This window comes from Clostridium sp. CTA-5, assembly GCF_054768135.1.
Genome location: NZ_BAAAAT010000004.1, coordinates 140,150 through 160,123, shown reverse-complemented (window position 1 = coordinate 160,123; position 19,974 = coordinate 140,150). Strand labels below are relative to the sequence as shown.

18 protein-coding genes and 1 other annotated feature are annotated in these 19,974 nt (G+C 25.4%); of the genes, 8 read left to right on the top strand and 10 right to left on the bottom strand.

Features of this window, described 5'->3' with window-relative positions; all coding sequences use genetic code 11:
- Positions 1-256 precede the first annotated feature (256 nt).
- Positions 257-1,129, top strand: coding sequence for a ComEC/Rec2 family competence protein (locus ACYUET_RS10350; protein WP_460279355.1), 873 nt, complete (start codon positions 257-259; stop codon positions 1,127-1,129).
- Between the two features lie 240 nt (positions 1,130-1,369).
- On the opposite strand, the gene ACYUET_RS10345 is transcribed toward ACYUET_RS10350, so the two are convergent.
- Both ACYUET_RS10345 and ACYUET_RS10340 read right to left on the bottom strand, forming a co-directional pair.
- A complete protein-coding gene (locus tag ACYUET_RS10345; RefSeq protein WP_460279353.1) occupies positions 1,370-2,152 on the bottom strand; it encodes a ribonuclease H-like domain-containing protein in 783 nt (260 codons plus the stop codon).
- A gap of 14 nt (positions 2,153-2,166) precedes the next feature.
- The gene (locus tag ACYUET_RS10340) at positions 2,167-2,895 is read right to left on the bottom strand and encodes an HAD-IB family hydrolase (protein WP_460279351.1); all 729 of its coding nucleotides are present in this window, start codon (positions 2,893-2,895) and stop codon (positions 2,167-2,169) included.
- A gap of 202 nt (positions 2,896-3,097) precedes the next feature.
- Between ACYUET_RS10340 and ACYUET_RS10335 the strand changes: the two genes are divergently transcribed.
- The 3 genes from ACYUET_RS10335 to ACYUET_RS10325 are packed head-to-tail and all read left to right on the top strand — an operon-like array spanning position 3,098 to position 5,293.
- Positions 3,098-3,319: a FeoA family protein gene (locus tag ACYUET_RS10335; RefSeq protein ID WP_460279349.1), complete on the top strand. Its 222-nt coding sequence runs from the start codon at positions 3,098-3,100 to the stop codon at positions 3,317-3,319.
- 12 nt (positions 3,320-3,331) lie between these two features.
- Positions 3,332-5,095: a ferrous iron transport protein B gene (gene feoB, locus ACYUET_RS10330; RefSeq protein ID WP_460279347.1), complete on the top strand. Its 1,764-nt coding sequence runs from the start codon at positions 3,332-3,334 to the stop codon at positions 5,093-5,095.
- 48 nt (positions 5,096-5,143) lie between these two features.
- Complete coding sequence (locus ACYUET_RS10325; protein ID WP_460279345.1) at positions 5,144-5,293, top strand: FeoB-associated Cys-rich membrane protein; 150 nt, start codon at positions 5,144-5,146, stop codon at positions 5,291-5,293.
- A gap of 45 nt (positions 5,294-5,338) precedes the next feature.
- On the opposite strand, the gene ACYUET_RS10320 is transcribed toward ACYUET_RS10325, so the two are convergent.
- On the bottom strand, positions 5,339-6,457 hold the full coding sequence (locus tag ACYUET_RS10320; protein ID WP_460279343.1) for an AI-2E family transporter: 1,119 nt from the start codon (positions 6,455-6,457) through the stop codon (positions 5,339-5,341).
- 307 nt (positions 6,458-6,764) lie between these two features.
- The gene (gene argS, locus ACYUET_RS10315) at positions 6,765-8,456 is read right to left on the bottom strand and encodes an arginine--tRNA ligase (protein ID WP_460279342.1); all 1,692 of its coding nucleotides are present in this window, start codon (positions 8,454-8,456) and stop codon (positions 6,765-6,767) included.
- Between the two features lie 402 nt (positions 8,457-8,858).
- Positions 8,859-9,091, bottom strand: a binding site (T-box leader).
- A 165-nt stretch (positions 9,092-9,256) separates the two neighbouring features.
- Here argS and ACYUET_RS10310 point away from each other — a divergent pair.
- The gene (locus tag ACYUET_RS10310; RefSeq protein WP_460279340.1) at positions 9,257-10,762 is read left to right on the top strand and encodes a Ppx/GppA phosphatase family protein; all 1,506 of its coding nucleotides are present in this window, start codon (positions 9,257-9,259) and stop codon (positions 10,760-10,762) included.
- 271 nt (positions 10,763-11,033) lie between these two features.
- On the opposite strand, the gene ACYUET_RS10305 is transcribed toward ACYUET_RS10310, so the two are convergent.
- The 3 genes from ACYUET_RS10305 to ACYUET_RS10295 form a co-directional block, all read right to left on the bottom strand.
- Positions 11,034-11,672 (bottom strand): site-2 protease family protein, encoded by a 639-nt coding sequence (locus ACYUET_RS10305; protein WP_460279337.1) that lies wholly within the window; start codon positions 11,670-11,672, stop codon positions 11,034-11,036.
- A 159-nt stretch (positions 11,673-11,831) separates the two neighbouring features.
- A complete protein-coding gene (locus ACYUET_RS10300) occupies positions 11,832-12,863 on the bottom strand; it encodes a dipeptidyl-peptidase IV (RefSeq protein ID WP_460279336.1) in 1,032 nt (343 codons plus the stop codon).
- Between the two features lie 15 nt (positions 12,864-12,878).
- Positions 12,879-13,913 carry a phosphodiester glycosidase family protein gene (locus tag ACYUET_RS10295; protein WP_460279334.1) on the bottom strand — a complete coding sequence of 345 codons (1,035 nt, stop codon included), beginning with the start codon at positions 13,911-13,913 and terminating at the stop codon, positions 12,879-12,881.
- Positions 13,914-14,272: 359 nt separating this feature from the next.
- Here ACYUET_RS10295 and ACYUET_RS10290 point away from each other — a divergent pair, with 359 nt between their 5' ends.
- Entirely contained in the window at positions 14,273-15,238 is a 966-nt protein-coding gene (locus ACYUET_RS10290; RefSeq protein WP_460279332.1) for a biotin--[acetyl-CoA-carboxylase] ligase, read from the top strand.
- A 42-nt stretch (positions 15,239-15,280) separates the two neighbouring features.
- Here the strand turns inward: ACYUET_RS10290 and asnA are convergent, their stop codons facing one another.
- Both asnA and ACYUET_RS10280 read right to left on the bottom strand, forming a co-directional pair.
- Positions 15,281-16,288 carry an aspartate--ammonia ligase gene (gene asnA, locus ACYUET_RS10285; protein ID WP_460279481.1) on the bottom strand — a complete coding sequence of 336 codons (1,008 nt, stop codon included), beginning with the start codon at positions 16,286-16,288 and terminating at the stop codon, positions 15,281-15,283.
- Positions 16,289-16,470: 182 nt separating this feature from the next.
- Complete coding sequence (locus tag ACYUET_RS10280) at positions 16,471-17,421, bottom strand: L-lactate dehydrogenase (protein ID WP_460279330.1); 951 nt, start codon at positions 17,419-17,421, stop codon at positions 16,471-16,473.
- 550 nt (positions 17,422-17,971) lie between these two features.
- Between ACYUET_RS10280 and ACYUET_RS10275 the strand changes: the two genes are divergently transcribed.
- Positions 17,972-18,589: a 3'-5' exonuclease gene (locus tag ACYUET_RS10275; RefSeq protein ID WP_460279328.1), complete on the top strand. Its 618-nt coding sequence runs from the start codon at positions 17,972-17,974 to the stop codon at positions 18,587-18,589.
- Between the two features lie 220 nt (positions 18,590-18,809).
- On the top strand, positions 18,810-18,977 hold the full coding sequence (locus ACYUET_RS10270) for a rubredoxin (protein WP_460279326.1): 168 nt from the start codon (positions 18,810-18,812) through the stop codon (positions 18,975-18,977).
- Between the two features lie 189 nt (positions 18,978-19,166).
- Here ACYUET_RS10270 and pflA read toward each other — a convergent pair whose 3' ends face one another.
- A complete protein-coding gene (pflA, locus tag ACYUET_RS10265) occupies positions 19,167-19,874 on the bottom strand; it encodes a pyruvate formate-lyase-activating protein (RefSeq protein WP_460279325.1) in 708 nt (235 codons plus the stop codon).
- Between the last annotated feature and the right edge of the window lie 100 nt (positions 19,875-19,974).

The following is a 19,974-nucleotide window of genomic DNA, read 5'->3' as shown; positions in this document are numbered from 1 at the left end:
TTAATTAATTATAACACACTTTTTGCAATTTTCAATAAGTCATTTTTTCATTTTGAACATTTTTCCATTTTAATATATACTTAAAATTTTATAATTTTAACATATGTATGTCATAAAAAATACTAGAATCATGGTATAAACTACACTATTTTTTGTTTATTATACTTTAAATAAATGGTAAAATTATGTAAAACAACTCTTATTAGCTCTAACTTTACATTATCTATATTTAATATGCATTAAAGAGGTGGATTATTTGAAAAGAAAACTTAAAAGAAAAGTATATTCTATTATAATTTTAATAATTTTATTTATTACATATAGAAATTTTACTTATAACTTTAATAATTTTAAAATGAAATTCCCTATTAGAAATAATATAATTGTACATTTTATTAATGTTGGTCAAGGAGATTCAGCACTAATACAAGTAAATGACAAGAATCTTTTGATAGATTCTGGGCCTAAAGAATCTAAAGATAATCTTTTAAATTATTTAAAATCATTAAATATAAAAAATTTAGACTTTGTAATTGCAACACATCCTCATGAAGATCATATTGGAAATATGGATAAGATTATAAAAAAATATAATGTATTAAATTTTTATGCACCCAAAGTTGAAAGTACTACAAGTACATTTGAAAAAATGATTGATGCATTAAAATCTAAAAATCTTAAAATAAACGTTATAAAAAAGGGGGTTAATTCTATTGATTTGGGAGAAAATACAAAAGTTACTGTATTTTCTCCTATTGAAAATCACTATGAAAACTTAAATAATTATTCTCCTATAATTAAAATAGAATATGGAAAAACATCATTTTTATTTACAGGAGATGCTGAAAAAGAAATAGAGAAAACTTTGTTATTAAAAGAAGCAAATTTAAAATCTGATGTTTTAAAAGTAGGACATCATGGTTCATCCACTTCTACAACTGAAAATTTTCTTAAAAAGGTTAATCCTTCAATAGCAGTAATTTCTGTAGGAGATTTCAATTCTTATAATCATCCAAATGAAAATGTATTGAAACGTTTTGAAAAAAATAATACTACTGTTTATCAAACAAATAAAAATGATACAATAATTATTGGTTCAAATGGAGAAGTTATAAAGAAATATCGATAGAACATACCTGTTTATACACTAAAGAATATATATATGTTAAATTAGCTAAATAGTTAGCAAGTAAAACTGTAAATACTTTCTTATATTATTTAACTAATTAAATAATTTTAAAACCCCCTTTAAATAGCAAAGTATTTAAAGGGGGTTTTTGAGGTACCGTATTATTTAAGTTATTCTAAGTTTCAAATTTAAAATTATACTTAAATAATGAATCTAAAACTTAGAAAACTATAAATTTTATTAGTGATTTATTATTTCTCTATTTTCATCATCAAAATTATCTATATCTTCATCATTTACACTTTTATCATCTTCTATATCTTCAGTTACATTTTTAAATTCATTTATCAAACTATCTTCTTCATCAATTTGAACATCTTCAAAAATATACTTTTTCCAATTAACATAAATATGATAAAGATTAACAACATCTTGCTCATTATAAAGAAGTATTTTTTCTATCTTTTCCTGAGGCATTCTTTTAAAATAACTTTTGTCTTTTAATACCTTATGAAAAGTTTTAGCTAAATTAGAACCGCTAATAATTTCTCCTTCTCTTATAATGTCAAATAATTTTTCTAAATTTTTTAGGCCTATAGAACTCGTTTTATTCTTCTCATATTCTTTTTGTATATCAATAGAATCATATTCCTTATCAAAATCATATTCTATACCATATTTTTCAAAAAGATAATTTATAACAGTAAAATCATTATTCCCTGAAAATGTTACTATAGCTTTCTTACCTTCTTTTTTCATACTTATAAAATATTTTTTAGCCAAATGTAATATATCTACTACTTCATCCCTATCTTCTATCATATATTGAGTTACTAAAATTTCATTTTCTTTGTCATTAAATTGACATGCTCCAAATACACCAATACATTTTGGCTTTTTATAAACATAATGTTCAAGATCAAAAAAGATAAGTTCACCAGGTAAATATTCTCTATTTTCAGGTTTTATCATAAATTCATCACTAACATCTTCTACTTTTACATTGTTCTCTCGAATAATCACAGTACCACTCTTTCCTATACAAATTGTATATCTTCAATATCTAAGTTGTAAATTACATCCTTTCTTTCCACTACAATTTTAATTTTTTCTATTAATTCCTTATCTTTTATAACCTTTTGTAAAAGTTCTTTTGTTGGATTAACACAAAATGGATGATTTACATGTTTAAACATTGTATAATCTCCTGAAGTATCTCCATAAGCATAACTTTTTTCAAGATTAATATTATATTTTTCTACTAATTCATTTATAGCTTTAGATTTACTTTTACTATCCCACATAGCAATTACTTCACCTGTATATGCTCCATTATCATCTACAACATAGTTTGCCCCTTTATAGTCTGTAAATCCATACTTACTAGCCATCTCTTTAACAAGTTCTGCTGGAGAACCTGATATTATTATTATAATATGACCTTGCTCTTTATGCCACTTTATTCTATCTCTTGTGAAAGTATATACTCTATCACCTTTTTGCTCCACTACTTTTTTAGCTATATATTCTATTTGATGTTTTTGTAATCCTTTAATAGCTTCTAAATAGACATCTATCATTTTTAATAGGTAATTATCATAATCACCTTGTCTTTTATCCCATTTTATAAAATAAGGTCTTACTTCATTATACCATCTTTCCGGCTCTATAATCTCATATTTAACCATTTTTTTAAATACTTCGGTAATTAATCCTTCTCTATAGAGTGTTCCATCTAAATCAAAAAATACTCCAATTTTTGACATTACATCACCTCTCATCTAATTAAAAATTCTATTTTTTTTACATTTAATTATACTTTATTTCTTTTATAACTTAAAGATTATATATATTATTTTTAATCTAATTATAATATATTATGTTTTTAAATAGAAACTATTGACTAAATTATCAGACTGATGATATTATAAATTGAACGAAAATAATTTTCAATTGGTGGTGATATTCATGTCGCTTTACGATTTAAGACCTGGAGAAAAAGGAGTTATTTTTTCCGTAGATGGAGATTCAAAATTAAAGAAAAGATTATCTGCCTTAGGATGTATTAAAGGTACTGAAGTTGAATTTAAAAGAAAAGCACCATTAGGTGATCCAATAATTATAACATTTAGAGGATTTGATTTAGCAATTAGAAAAAAGGACGCTAAAAATATATTATTATCCATATAGGGAGGATTTTTTATGACAACTATAGCTTTGCTAGGAAATCCAAATGTAGGAAAAACCACATTATTTAATGCCTTAACTGGTTCAAATCAATATGTTGGTAATTGGCCAGGTGTAACTGTTGATAAAAAAGAAGGATATTTAGATGATGTCAAAATAGTGGATTTACCAGGTATTTATGCTATGGATACATTTTCAAATGAAGAAAAGGTATCTAAAGAATTTCTAAAAAATGGACAAGTTGATTTAATATTAAATATTGTTGATGCCTCAAATTTAAATAGAAACTTATATTTAACTACTCAATTGAAAGAATTTAATAAACCAATAATTCTTGCTTTAAACATGATTGATGTGGCAGAAACTAAAGGTATTGTTATCGATTATAAAAAATTATCAAAATTATTAAATGTACAAGTAATACCAATATCAGCTGGTAAAAATATAGGAATTGATTCTTTAATATCAAAAATTAAAACATATGATTCTAATGAAGAAATAGATTCTACCGATTACACTTTTTCTTCTGAAGATGAAGCCTATGACTTTATTGAAAAAGTATTAGCAGAGTGTACTACGACTTCTAAAGATTATACTAATACTACTTCAGAAAAAATAGATAGGATTTTACTAAATCCATTTTTAGCTTATCCTATTTTTTTATTAATTGTAACTTTAATGTTCCAAATAACTTTTTCGTGGATTGGACAGCCACTTTCCGACTTATTGGATAATTTTTTAAATGATATATTTATTCCATTTATAAGTAATAAGTTATCTACATCTTCCCCTTGGTTCCATTCTTTAATTATTGATGGAATAATTACTGGAGTTGGTGGAATACTTGTATTATTACCTATAATATTAGTATTGTTTATATGTATAACTATTTTAGAAGATAGTGGATACATGTCAAGAGTTGCTTTTTTAATGGATAAGATAATGAGAAAGATGGGATTATCAGGTAAAGCATTTATTCCTATGTTAGTTGGATTCGGATGTACTGTACCAGCTATTATGACTGCAAGAACATTAGAAAGTGAAAAAGATAGAAAATTAACTTCTCTTCTTGTTCCTCTTATGTCATGTAATGCTAGATTACCAGTTTATACAGTTTTCGCTTCTGTTTTCTTTACTTCTCATAGAGGTTTAGTAGTTGCCTCATTGTATTTATTAGGAATAATTTTAGCTTTCTTATTAGGTATATTGTTTAAAAGTACATATTTTAAAAAAGATGAAGAACCTTTTATTATTGAAGTACCTGAATATAAAGTTCCAAAATTATCTTCAATATTTAAACAGACTTCAGATAAAGCAAAAGACTTTTTAAAGAAGGCTGGAACGCTTATTTTTGCTATGAGTGTAATCATTTGGTTTTTATCAAACTTTAACTTTAATGGTATGGTAAACGAAGTTAATGATAGTATTTTAGCTTCTATAGGAAATGTTATTGCACCTATATTTGTACCTTTAGGATTTGGTAATTGGCAATCAGCAGTATCATTACTTACAGGATTACTTGCTAAAGAGTCTGTTATAGCATCTATGGGAGTAATTTTTTCAGGAAATTTAACTGATGTTCTTTCTTCTCATTTTACTGCATTATCAGCTTATGCATTTTTAGTTTTTATATTGCTTTATACTCCATGTGTATCAGCAATTGGAACTATGAAGAAAGAATTTGGAATAAAATTTACATTATTTTCTGTATTTTATCAATTAGTTCTTGCATGGATTGTATCATTTCTAGTATTTAATATTGGAAATTTACTTATTTAATATAAAAATAGTATATGCTATTTTTAACTAAGGTGGGTGTAATATATAATGGAAATATTAATTACTGTTATAATTCTTATATTTGCTATTTATATAATATTTAAAAATATAAAAAATTCATCTAAAGGCAAATGTAACTGTGGAAGTTGCTCTAAACATTGTCCAGTAAGAAAAGATAAATCTAAAGACTATAATTAAACATAGAATAAGACTATTTCATTTTTTGAAATAGTCTTTTATTTATTACAAATCTGCTTTTTTAACTAATTCTTTATTATTATTTTTAAATTTATTTACAACTTTAGCATAATATATGTTCAGAGTGGCTATTGTTGGTGATGCTAAAAGCATTCCTAATGGCCCCCAAAATGCTCCTGCTATTATAACACCCATCATTATCCAAAATGGTTTTACACCAACCTTTGCTCCTATAAGTTTAGGATCAAGATACCATGCATCAAATTGCTGAATAGTAAGTAGTAAAAGAAATGCCATTAATGCTTTCATAGGTGAAACAAACATACATACAACTGCTCCCACTATTTCTCCTATAAAAGGTCCAAAGTATGGTATCATATTAGTTACTCCTACTATTAATGCCAAAAGTAAAGCATATGGAGCTTTTATTAAAAATAATCCTACCAATGAAATTAATCCTATTATAAGCGAGTCTATAGCCTTTGTACCTATATATACACCTATCATTTTATGATATATTCTAGTAGCATTAATTATATCTTCAGCTTTTTTTTCTTTTAATAATATATATACAATGGTTTTAGTACCTTTTATTAAATTTTCTTTATCTGCTAGTACATATACAGCTATTAAAAATCCTAAAAGCACCTTTACTAAATTAGTAGTAAAAGACAACATGTAAGTTAATAATCCCTGTAGCATACCTATTGTAAAATTACCAAACTGAATTGATAATAATTGAATTTTTTCTAAGAGTCCTACTTGTGTAATTATTTCATTTAATTTAGGATTCTTTAATGCTTTATCAATCCATCCTTGTACAATCTCCATATAACTTGGAACTTCTTTAGTTATCTTTGCAATACTATCAATAATACTTGGTATTGTAAAAAACAACAGCATAAACACTATTATAGTTATAATAGCATATGTTACAAATATAGCATTTCCTCTTGATAATTTGAATCTTTTTTCAAAAAGTTTCATTACAGGATTTAATATGTAAGCACAAATTAAAGCATATATAAATGGTGAAAGAATAGATAAAAATTTCGTACCTAAATTAAAAAAGAATTCATAATTATCTATAATTTTATATCCAATTATCCCAATCAATGCAAACAATAATATATCTCTATACTTAATATTTTTATTTATAAACATTTCCTCTCCCCTTTTTTTACATAAATTACTTTTTAATTATTATACCATATAAAAAAGAAGGTCAAAACTACTATGAAACCTTCATTTTTATGTTTCTGACCTTATAAAAATATATATAAATTCAGCTAATGACTATACTTTTATTCTTTAAAATACAATAATTTAACCAACCAAATTTTTATACAATTTATTACAAATATAACTTTATTATGATCTTCTAAAAAACAAAATAATCATCAAGTTAATTTTGCTCTTTTTTATAAACAATATAATTAACTTGATGATTAAATATTAATATAATTCTTAATTACATTTTTTCAACTACTTCAATGCCTAAAAGTTCTAATCCATTTTTAATTACTTGTAAACTACTTTTTACTAAATTTAATCTAGTAGCTTTTAAAATTTCATCTTCTAAATTTAATACTGAATGAGCATTATAGAACTTATTAAATGCTTTAGCAACTTCAATAACATATCTTGTTAATATTGATGGTTCTAATTTATCTATTGCAAGCTTTATTTGATTGTTAAAATTAGCCAAAGATTTAACTAATTCAAATTCTTCTTTTGAAGATAGTTTACTATAATCTATTTCTTTAGATATATTCTCTGCTCTACTTAATATACTATTTGCTCTAGCATATGAATATTGAACATACGGACCTGTTTCTCCTTCAAATGATAATATTTCTTTCCAATCAAATACTATATCTTTCTCTCTTGAGTTCTTTAAATAAGTAAAGATAATAGCTCCAACACCTATTTTCTTAGCTACTTCCTCTTTATTTTCAAGATTTGGATTCTTTTCATTAATAACTTCTAAAGTCTTTTCAATTGATTCTCTTATTAAATCATCAAGTAAAACAACTTCTCCTTTTCTAGTTGAAAGCTTTCTATCTGCAAATTTAACTAATCCAAAGCCTACATGAACACAATCTTTAGCCCATTCATGTCCTGCAAGTTCTAACACTTTAAATACTTGTTTAAAATGTAGTGCTTGTGGACTACCAACTACATAGATACTCTTATAAAAATCATAAGTTTTCTTTCTGTACATAGCTGCTGCTAAATCTCTTGTTGCATATATAGATGCTCCATCACCTTTTAAGACTATACATGGAGGCATATTGTAATCATCAAGCATTACAACTTGTGCTCCATTACTTTCTACAAGCAATCCCTTATCTTTTAATTCATTAACAACAACATCCATTTTATCGTTATAGAATGCTTCTCCTGCTAATGAATCAAATTTTACACCTAATATATCATAAACTCTTTCAAATTCTTTTAAACTTAAATCTCTGAATCTTTTCCAAAGAGCTTCAGCCTCTTTATCACCTGTTTCTAGCTTTTTAAAATACATTCTTCCTTCATCTTCTAAGCTAGGATCTTTTTCAGCTTCTTCATGGAATTTGACATAAATTCTTAAAAGTTCATCAATAGGTGATTTTTCTAAAGCTTCTTCATCTACCCATCTATTATAAGCTGATATAAGCTTACCAAATTGAGTACCCCAATCTCCTAAGTGATTTATTCCTTCAACATTATATCCTTCTTTTTTAAACATTTTATATAAAGAATTTCCAATAGCTGTTGTAAATAAATGTCCAACATGGAATGGCTTAGCTATATTAGGAGAAGAATATTCAACACACACTGTTTTCCCTTCACCTATATTCGATTCACCATATTTATCTCCATCTTTCATTATCTTTTCAATTGTATTTTCAGCAAATATACCCTTATCTACAAAGAAGTTTAAATATGGTCCTAAATTTTCAATTCTTTCAAAACCTTCTTTATTGATAGATTCTTTTAAAGTTTCTGATATCATATTTGGAGCTTTTCTCATAACCTTTGCAAGTTGAAAACATGGGAATGCATAATCCCCCATTTCTGATTTAGGTGGTATTTCAATAAGCTTTTCTATCGTATCAAGTTCTAAATCTACATGTTCTTTAATTAATTGTGCAATTTTATTTTTATAATCCATATTTATCCTCCTCAGGGCATTTCTAACATAACTTTGATTATAATGTTATATACTTTTGATTTATATTTTAAAAATGTATATATTTATTTTATATATATGTTCTAATTAAATTAATACATTTATGATCTTTTATATAATTTATATAGAAAATTATATCTTTAACCAACAATATCGACTTAGAATCATATATATCATAAATTTTCTATATAAGAGTTATCAACAAATTTTATTTTTTAACCATGAACCATTTTTAAACATAGTGCAAGATTAATTATGACACATATTATTTATTTTTTATCCTTTAAATTATATTTTTAAACTCTATTTTAAATTACAATTTAAATTGCCCACAAATTCTTTATTAATATAAATTCTTAAAGAAAAAAAATCCCTCTCTTAAAATTAAGAGACGAATTATCCGCGGTACCACTCTAATTGTGTTATTATTTAATAAAGTATTAAATAATAACACCACTTAACTTTTAACGCAAAGTTATTTGCGGTCTTCCTTACTTTAATGAATTTCAGGTGACTTCTCCAAGGCTCTTTTCCTATTAATCTATCCACAAGGCTCACACCATCTCCTTATTCGCTTTAGGAATCAATTAACGTACTCTTCTCTTCTCAGAATTTTTCCATATTAATCTTTATTTATTATACAAATGATAGATAATTTTGTCAATGTAAAAATTATAAAAATTAAATCGATTCAACGTATTAATTATTTGATAAATGTTGTATAATCTATAGTAATATTTAATAAAATAACAATTATTATAAATAATATGAGGAGTTATAAAATGAATAAAATAGGTGTTATTTATATCGGTGCTAATTCTGTTAAGTTTACACTGATGAATGTTATGAAAAATGGTTATTATAAAATTATTGGTGAATCTAGTAGTGATATAAAACTAGCTAAAGACTTAGTTGAAGGAGAAAATCTATCTGAAGATAGAATTAATGAAACACTTGCAAATGTACGTTCATTTAAATCATTATGTAATTTTTCAGATGTAAAAGAAATAATTGCAGTTTCTACCTATTCAATGAAAAATGCAAAAAATTGTGATTACTTTTTTAAAAAAATAAAAGAACAATTTGATATAGATGTTACTTTATTATCTAATGAAGAAGAAATACATTATACTTATTTAGGTATAACAAGAAGTATGTGCGTTAAGAATTCTCTTATCGTGGATGTTTGTGGGGCATGTACCCATTTAACATGTGTAAAAGATGGAAAAATTATAGAAAGTACAACTATTCCATTTGGTAGCCTAAATTATACATTTCAATATCATTTAGAAGATAGAATTTCTTATGAAAACTTAGAAAAATCTATTTTAACTATAAAAAATATGCTAAATGGTATTGAATGGTTAAATAAGGAAAGTTATGATTCTATTATTGCTGTTGGAGGCACTGCTAGAACTCTTTGCCATATGGACAAAGCTAAAAAAAGATATCCTTTTGATATACTACACAATTATAAATTAAACGATTATGATGTACATAAGATATATAATTTATTAAAATGTAAAGACTTTAGACAAAGATGCCAAATAGATGGATTATCTTTAGAAAGAGCTGATTTAATTGTAGGTGGTTTAACAATTTTGGATACAATAATTGAAAATGTTAAATGTGAAGATATAGTAATTTCAGGACGTGGTTTAAGAGAAGGGATAATGTTTGAGTATATAGCTAAAAACTACACTCCTATTGATGATATATTAGATTACAATTTAAATGGTATAATTGATTATCTAAATATTAATAGAGTTCATGCAGAACATGTATTTAATATAACATCTACACTATTTAACGCATTAAAACCAATTCACAAATTAGGCGATGAGTATAATAATGTTTTAAAAACTGCTACATTACTACATGATTCTGGTATAAGTATAGATTATTACCATCATCATAAGCATTCATTTTATGTAATTTTAAACTCAAGCATTAATGGACTTTCTCATAAAGAGTTATTAATGAGTGCTGCAATTGCTGCTACTTATAATGAAAAAAATAAAGTTCCACTACCCCAATTTTTTTCTATAATAAATAACTTTGATATAAAAGCAATTAATTGTATTAATATATTACTTATGATTGCTGAATATTTAGATACAAATTTTGATAGGGCCATAAACAAATTAAATATTGATATTGATGAAGATAGCGTTTTAATAAAATTATCTTCTCATCTAAACATTGATTTTGAAATAAAACAAGTTCTTAAAATTAAAGATAGATTTAAAGGTATATATGGTAGAGAATTAAAAGTTATACAAATATAAAAAAATCGCTAAGCGACTGTGGAGCGTGGATTTTTTTATTCCTGCACTCTTTCCAAACGTAGTGCAGGAATAATGGTGCGGCATATGATTATTTTTTATTCTTTAGGTGGTACTTATAATACCTCTAAAACAAGATATTCTAGAAGTTATCCACAGATTTTAAAATATATAATTTTCTAAAGAATAAAAAAAGTTAACTCAAAATGATTAAAATCATTTTGAGTTAACTTTTTATTTAGGGTATGTTTTAAAACAATGTTGATATTTTTATTTAAAAGATTCCTAATATAATTGTTGATACTCTCATAACTAGACTTGTTATTATTTGAGATGGAATCTCTATTAATTTTCCACCAAAAAATATTATAGCAAATAATATTATCATTTGATATTTATACAATTCACCTTCAATTCTATAAAATTTTTGCGGCATTAAATCTCTCAAAACATGAAATCCATCTAATCCCGGAATTGGAAGTAGATTAAATATAAAAAGATTAACATTTATTTTTATAATAAATAAAATCATTATTTGAAGAACCTCAAAATAAGCTAATGGTAGCATTCCATATAATGTCCTAATAACCAATGCGTATATTATTGAAAATACTAGAGCTACCCCTAAATTAGCTAATGGACCTGCTATACTAACTTTCAGATCATCTTTATAGTAATTTTTATATGCAGATGGATTTGTTTGAACTGGTTTAGCCCACCCAAACCTAAATAAAATAATCATTATTAATCCCATTATATCAATATGTGCGGAAGGATTTAAGGTAAGTCTACCTTGAAATCTAGGAGTCTTATCTCCTAATTTATCTGCAACTTTAGCATGTGCATATTCATGAAATGTAAATCCGATTAAAATTGCAGGTATTGTTAAAAAAATGTTAAGTATTTTGTCCATAAATTACTCCTTATCTATTTAAATTAATAAAAAATTCTGTTTATTATGTTTATAAAAAATGATGAAACTATCCTTAATATACCTTATGGTTTTTAGGAAAGTTTCATCTAATTTAAGCACATTTTTAAGGTATTAATCCCTTTTACGTACCTTAAAATTTTATTTTTCAGTTAAACTAGTATATTGTAATTTTCCATTATTAACAGTAGTTATGAATTTCTCTTTAATTTCAACTAGTTTTCCATCATAAACAGTTTCTTTTCCTGTAGTTAAATTTTTCACTATACCTTGAAGATTATCATTAATTAAAATTTCACTTTTGCTATTAAAGAAAAGGTCATTTTCATTAATTACTTGTGTTAAATCTACAGTCTTCCATGTGGATGCATCTTCATCAACAGTTCCATATATTATTTTTGATATTTTATCATTAGTAAGTTCACCAATATATATAACATCTTCATTATCAATTCCTAGAAGTGTTAATTCTTTATCAGATTTAATATTTATTTTTTTACTTGGACTTGTTGCATAAAAAGTATTATTTAATTTATCTTCATAAATTAATCTATCTACATGTGGTATTACCTCTATATTTCCAAGAACATTTGATTTAAGTTCAACTTTAGAAATATCATGATTTATATCTATTCTATAAACAGTATTTTTCATACCACCTTTATCAATGTCAATATAGTATACACCAGTAAGAACAGATACTGCTATCTTCTTTACTTCCATATTTTGTTCATATCTACAAACTTCACTAACAAAACTTTCATTACCTGTTTTAGCATCATGAGTTACTACTTGTATTTTATCTTTTCCATCTTTCTTTACTTTTTCTGCTATAACTAATCTATTTCTATCAGAAAGCCATTTACAATTTAAAATTTCTCCCGAATCATTTGTTTTAACTTCAGTTTTTTCACCAGTTTTTGTATCTTCTATGTATAAAATTTTATTTTCATAATAAGTTAAATATTTACCATCATAAGATATTCTAATATCCTGTGCACTTTTTGAAATAGTTGCGTTTATATTTTTTGTATTATCTACATTTGCTTCTATTTTCTTCATTTTAAATTCTGATGAATGCTTAAAAACAAAACTATCTAATAAGAACAATCCAGCAAATTGTAAAACTAGAGATAGCATCGCCCAAGCAATTATTTTTTTAATTACCTTCATATTATTTCTCCTTTTTTACTTGACAATTATTGCTGTTGGTATTGCTCTTTCTCCTAAGCTATCTGAAGGAGTATTAACTATATCTCCATTATAGTACATAGTCGTTGATTTACCACCATCTAAATTTATTGCATTAACAGCTCCACATTGATATATAATTTCTTGTGCTTCTTTTAATGTAGCACCTAAACTATTTACACTTCTTCCATCTATAACCAGCAAAAGTATTGCTCCATCTTTTCTCTGTCCTATTACTGTTCTTGGTGCGATTCCCCATCCACCATCACCTGACATCGGAGTCATCTTACCATTTACAACAAGTGTAGGTGTAAAGCTTAGAGCTTCTTGTACACCCATTTTTTTTAGTTCATTTACAGAATAATTACCAACAATTAATTTTCCTTCTTTAGTCATACCTAACAAATCTGTTTTATTGTCTTCTCCTAAATCATTAAATACAACTCCTCCTTGGTTCATAATAAGTCCAATAGGTAATCCACCATTACCAGTCCATTTTGCATTAGAAGATTTATCTGTAAAACCGCCTCCATTAATTGCAGCTATAGCATTGTTATTCTCTGCAATTTGTGATGTAGTTTCTCCTTCTTTTTTCAATTTTGATGTATATCCCACTTTTACCCTTGTAGGATCTTTTATCACTAAAAGGTATCCTTTATATTTCGGATTATCAATTTCATTTAATTCTATATTTTGATCTTTTACTTTTGGTATTTCAATCTCATCTGTATTTGTATTTTCGCTACTTGCAACTGAAGAACCCCCTAAAATTTTAGCTATTTTTTCATCTGATAAAAACCATTTAGCTAGATATTGATGACTCAATGATGTCATAGCTGCTCCAACGTAAGTTCTTTTTGCATTTTCAAAAGGTCCATATAAAAGTACAAAAGGTCCGGTACAAGCTGTAAAAACGATCATAAAGACAACAAAAATTACAAGATTTTTTAAAGAAACTCTTTTTTTCTTTCTTTTACCATTATTTTGTCTAGCTTTTACTGGCCTCTTTTTCTTCTTTATGTTTTTATCCATCTATTTGTTCCTTTCTAAGAGTCTTTGTTTTATAAATTTTATTAAGTTTTGACTATCTTCATAATTATATAATATCAATATTTAAAATTCAATAATTATACTAGTAATTATCTTCAATATTCATCTTTTCATACAATATTAATGCAATATTAATAGAATATTAATAGAATTATGCTATATTTTATCTAATAAATATAAATTTGTGTTTTTATTTATATATATGTTCTAATTAAGTTATTACATTTATAATCTTTTGTAGAATTTTTATAGAAACTTATATATTTATTAGTATTAATTTGTTAGAGTATTTTTTATAATAGTATTATTACATATATTAAATTAATATCAAGGAGATAGTTATGGAAAATAAAATTTTAAATAAATTAAAAAATTCTTCAGAATATTTATCTGGAGAAATTTTAAGTTCTGATTTAAATATATCAAGAAGTGCTATTTGGAAACATATTAAATCACTAAAAAATAAAGGATATATTATAGACGGAAAATCAAATAAAGGATACAAACTTATATTCTGTCCAGATATATTATCCTCTCAAGAACTTATGCCATTATTAAAAACAAATAATTTAATAAAAGATATAAAACATTTTTACGAACTCTCTTCCACTAATGATACTGCAAAAGAACTAGCTAGAGGTGAAATAGACAATGGGACTTTAATAGTAGCTGAAAAACAACTATCTGGTAAAGGGAGATTTGATAGACAATGGGTTTCCCCTTCTAGTGGAATTTGGTTTAGCTTAATATTAAAACCCAATCTCCCCCCTATAGAAGCTTCTAAGATAACCCAAATTGCAGCTGCATCTATCTATAAAACTTTACTTGACTTTGATATTAAAGTTAATATCAAATGGCCAAATGATATATTCTTAAATGAGAAAAAAATATGTGGAATATTAACTGAAATGAAATGTGATATGGATAGAATTCATTACTTAATTCTAGGAGTCGGTATAAATGTCAACTTAGAACTTGCTGATATTCCTGATGAACTTAAAGGTATAGCAACTTCTCTTAAAATAGAGTTAAATAAAACTTTTAAAAGAAATGATATACTTGCAAAGTTTCTTAATCACTTTGAAGCTCTTTATAATAAATTTGTATTACAAAAAGATATCTCAGAGGCATTGTCTATATGTAGAGAAAATTCTAATATAATAAATAAGAAAGCAAAATTAATTACATATAATAAAGAAGAAATTGTAACTTGTCTTTCTTTAACTGATACTGGTGAACTTCTCGTAAAAGATTCTGATGGAAAAGAAAAAATTATAACAAGTGGAGAAATAAGTTTTAGAATTTAAAAGGTAGAGTCTAAAAATAGACTCTACCTTTTTTACAGTTTCCTATAATAATCTTATATCATGTTCAGCACAAATTTTAATATTTTTCTCATCCCAAGTTGATGCTTGAACTTCCCCTATATGTGCTTTTTTCAAGAAAAACATACATATTCTTGATTGACCTATTCCACCACCAATTGTATATGGTAATTCTCCTTTAAGTAACATCTTGTGAAAATCAAGATTTTTTCTTTCTTCACAATCAGCAATCTTAAGTTGTCTTTCTAAAGCTTCTTCATCAACTCTAATTCCCATTGATGAAACTTCAAAAGCTCTATCAAGTACTGGATAATAGAATATTATATCACCATTCATAGTCCAATCGTCATAGTCTGGAGATCTTCCATCATGCTTTTCTCCTGATTTTAAAGCTCCACCTATTTGCATTATAAACACAGCACCTTTTTCTTTTGCTATAAGGTCTTCTCTTTCTTTTGGAGTTTTATCAGGATACTTATCTTCTAACTCTTGAGTAGTTATAAAGAAAATCTCTTCTGGCAATATTTTTTTCTCATTTATTAATTCATTACAAGCAAAATCTTCTACTTCTTTAAAAACATTATATATAGTATTTACTGTATTCTTTAATGTATCTAAATTTCTGTCTGATTTATTTATTATCTTTTCCCAGTCCCATTGATCTACATATATAGAATGAAGATTATCTAACTCTTCATCTCTTCTTATTGCATTCATGTCTGTATATAAACCCTGACCAATTTCAAATCCATATCTACCTAAACTATATCTCTTCCATTTTGCTAATGAATGTACTATTTGAACATCCTTACCTGTTGCCAAAAGATCAAAACTTACAGGTCTTTCACAACCATTTAGATTATCATTCATACCTGTTTCTGGTTCAACAAATAAAGGAGCTGAAACTCTAGTTAAATTTAAATTTTTAGCAAGAACTCTTTCAAAAAGATCTTTAATTTGTTTAATATGAACTTCTGTTTCAATTAAAGAAGCTTTACTTTTATATCCTTCCGGAATAATAAGACCTTCAATTTTCATTGTATTTCCCCCAAATTCTTTCTGTATTTTTCTTACTTGTTTTTAATAAAAATAGTAATTAAATGCTTAAAGCATTCCTAACTTTACTAAAACTTCCACTTTATTGACTCATTATAATAAAATGAAAATATTTTGTCAAATTTCTTGCTATTTATCAATTAATATTTTTTTATTATTTATAAATTAATATTTTTCATATGTTCTTTTAACACTTTTGATGAATCTTGTAATTTCTTTATTTCATTTTTACTTATCTTAGGTTCAACAGTTCTTACCGCACCATTTCTATTAAGAATAGTTGGAATAGCTAAATATATATCATTAATTCCATATTCATCATTCATTAATGAAGATACTGTTAATATAGTATTTTCGTCCCTTAAAATAGACTCTACAATTTCATTTATTGCTAATCCTATTGCATAATATGTAGCTTTTTTTCTTGAAATAATTTCATATGCCGCATTTTTCACATCATTTTCAATTACATTTTTTATTTCTTCATCCCATTCTAAAGAAAACTTTTCTGTATACTCTTCAAAACTTTCTCCTGCAATGCTTCCAGTACTCCAACTTATAATTTCACTATCGCCATGTTCACCTAAAACATATGCATGAATATTATTATTATTTACATTTAAATACTTACCAATAACATATTTTAATCTTGATGTATCAAGAACTGTTCCTGTACCTATTACTCTTTCTTTAGGGAATCCTGATAACTTATATGTTATATATGATAATATGTCAACCGGATTAGATGCAACTAATAATATCGCTTCTGGACTTGCTGCTGCAAGTTCTGGGATAAAACCTTTGAAAATATTATAATTCTTTTCTATTAAATCTAATCTTGTTTCCCCCTCTTTTTGTGCTGCTCCAGCTGTAATTATAATTATATCTGAATTCTTTGTTTCAGCTATACTACCTGCATAAATATTAACAGGTTTGACAAATGAAGTTCCATGAACTAAATCCATTACTTCTCCCATAGCTTTATCCATATTTATATCGTATATACAAATTTCTGTAGCAACTCCACTATTCATTAAAGCAAATGCTGCTGTTGAACCTACAAATCCTGCACCTATAATTGATATTTTTCTTTTTCTTTCTTTTACCACGATTTTTCCTCCTAAGTATTCTATATATGTTCTAATTAAGTTAACGCATTTATAATTTTAAAATTTAATTATTATAGAAAATGAATATCAACGTAATTAATACTATTATATTAGAAGCATATATAATAAATTTTTATATAAGTTCCTCACTATAATAATTTTAATTAATGAACAAACTTTAATTGAACTTATATACATATATTATTTTATTATTTTCATATATTTATAAATTATTTACTTTTAATTTTAGTTTATAAATTATATTGACTTATTATTTTATATAATTATATATCTATTGAAAATAAAAATCAATACTATTGGATATTTATTGTTATCTATTCATTTCTTTGAAAAAATATTAAAATGTTATATAATTATCTTTAGGTATTAATTAAATGAAAATATTGCTTTATATAAAATGTAAAAACTAATGTTATATTTAAAAATATAAAGTTCGAATATCCTTATTTTGACTTGAACTTTTAGTAATTAAGAAAGTTATCGATGTCTAAATACTGGATTTATTTACTCACCTAGGAGGTTTATTAAAATGAAATTATTATTTTTCGATACAGAAACTACAAACATCAAACCTGGAAGTATATGTCAATTAAGTTATATAACAGTTGATGCTAGTGCTAAACCACAAGTTACTAAAGGGAAAAATTTCTTTTTTACTGTAGATGAAATGAGTCCATCAGCTGAACAAGTTCATGGATTTTCTTTAGAAAAGCTTTATGAATTATCTGAAGGCCAATATTTTGAAGATTTAGTCCCAGAATTTATAAAAGACTTTTTAGAAGCGGATTTCTTAATTGGTCATAATGTTAATTTTGATATTAAATTTTTAAAACATGAACTTTCTTTATTAGGAGAAGAGTTTGTTCCAAATCATTCATTTTGTACTATGGCTCATTACAAAAACATTTGTAAAATCCCAAAAGCAAATGGAGAAATTAAAAATCCTAAGCTAGAAGAAGTTATAAATTTTCTTAACATAACAAGTGAACAAATCACAGAAAAATCCAATCAATTATTTAAAGGTAGTGGAAATTATCATGATGCACGATTTGATACTACTGCCACTTACTTAACAGTAATTGAAGGTTTAAAAAAAGGATATGTACCTAAAGGACATTTTACTAACATGCTTAAAAATAGCAAATAATTTTTATAGAAATTAAAATTATATATTGAACAGTAAAACCACCTCTTTAATATAATAAAAATATATAAACTCCAATAAGTTTGTTTATTAATAATAATCTTATTTATAAATATAAGCTCTGTTATTTAACTCTTTATAATAAAAACTTATATGAATCTTATATATGAAATTTAATATTAATCATTGTTAATGATTAATATTATAAATGAGGTGAATATGTATGCAGAGATATTTTTGTGATATATGTGGTTATATATATGATCCAGAAATAGGTGATTTAGATAGTAATATTGAGCCTGGAATTAAATTCGAAGATTTGCCTGATGATTGGACATGTCCTATATGTAATTTTGAAAAAGAACTATTTTCACTTCAAGTACAATTATGACTTTACTCTTATTTTTCTTATATTGAGTTATAAAAATTAAGTTCTTCTTAAGTTTAGACTGATTTGGTTTATAAAAATTACTTTTTCATCTAAACCTTAGAAGAACCTATAAAATGTACTTGTTATGTATTATTGAGAGCTCTTATGTCGTTCTTAGGATTAGTAAGAAAATAATATTGAAAAGCATACTTATCTTTCTATAATTTTATTATATTTTTTTACTACTTCTTTATCCATTGCAGGAACCCCTTCAAGTGGATATTTTAATTTTAAAACGTCATATTTATTTTTTCCTAAAAGATGATATGGTAATAATTCAACTTTTTCAACACCTTTAATATTAGATATATATTCTTTAAGTTTTTCTATATGTTCTTCTCCATCAGTTAATCCCGGAACTACCACATGTCTAATCCATATTTTAGTTTCCGATTTTTGTACCGCTTCTAAAAATTCTAATGATTTATCAATTTCCATTAAGGTAACATTTTTATATCCTGCTCTATCATAATGTTTTATATCAAATAGGACTAGATCTGTGTATTTTAAAATCTCATCATAATTTCCAATTCCAAACCCTGAAGTATCTAAACATGTATGTATTCCTTTTTCTTTACATAATTTTAATGTTTCTAGAAGAAATTCTGGTTGTCTCAAAGGTTCTCCTCCTGAAAAAGTAACGCCACCATTTGAACTTTGAAAATAAGTTTTGTATCTTTCAATTTTTCTAACTAATTCTTCTGGCGTATAGTCTACTCCCCCATTATACTCCCATGTATCAGGATTGTGACAATACTTACACCTTAAAGAACATCCTTGTAAAAACACAACCACTCTAATACCTGGTCCATCAACAAGTCCCATAGTTTCTATTGAATGAATTTTTCCTTTAACCATTTTTTCTTTTCCTCCTAGAATAAAACCCCTGTCAAATAAAAGACAGGGGAATTATTTTTATATTATATTTAGTATATCAAATATATAATTATTAATATAT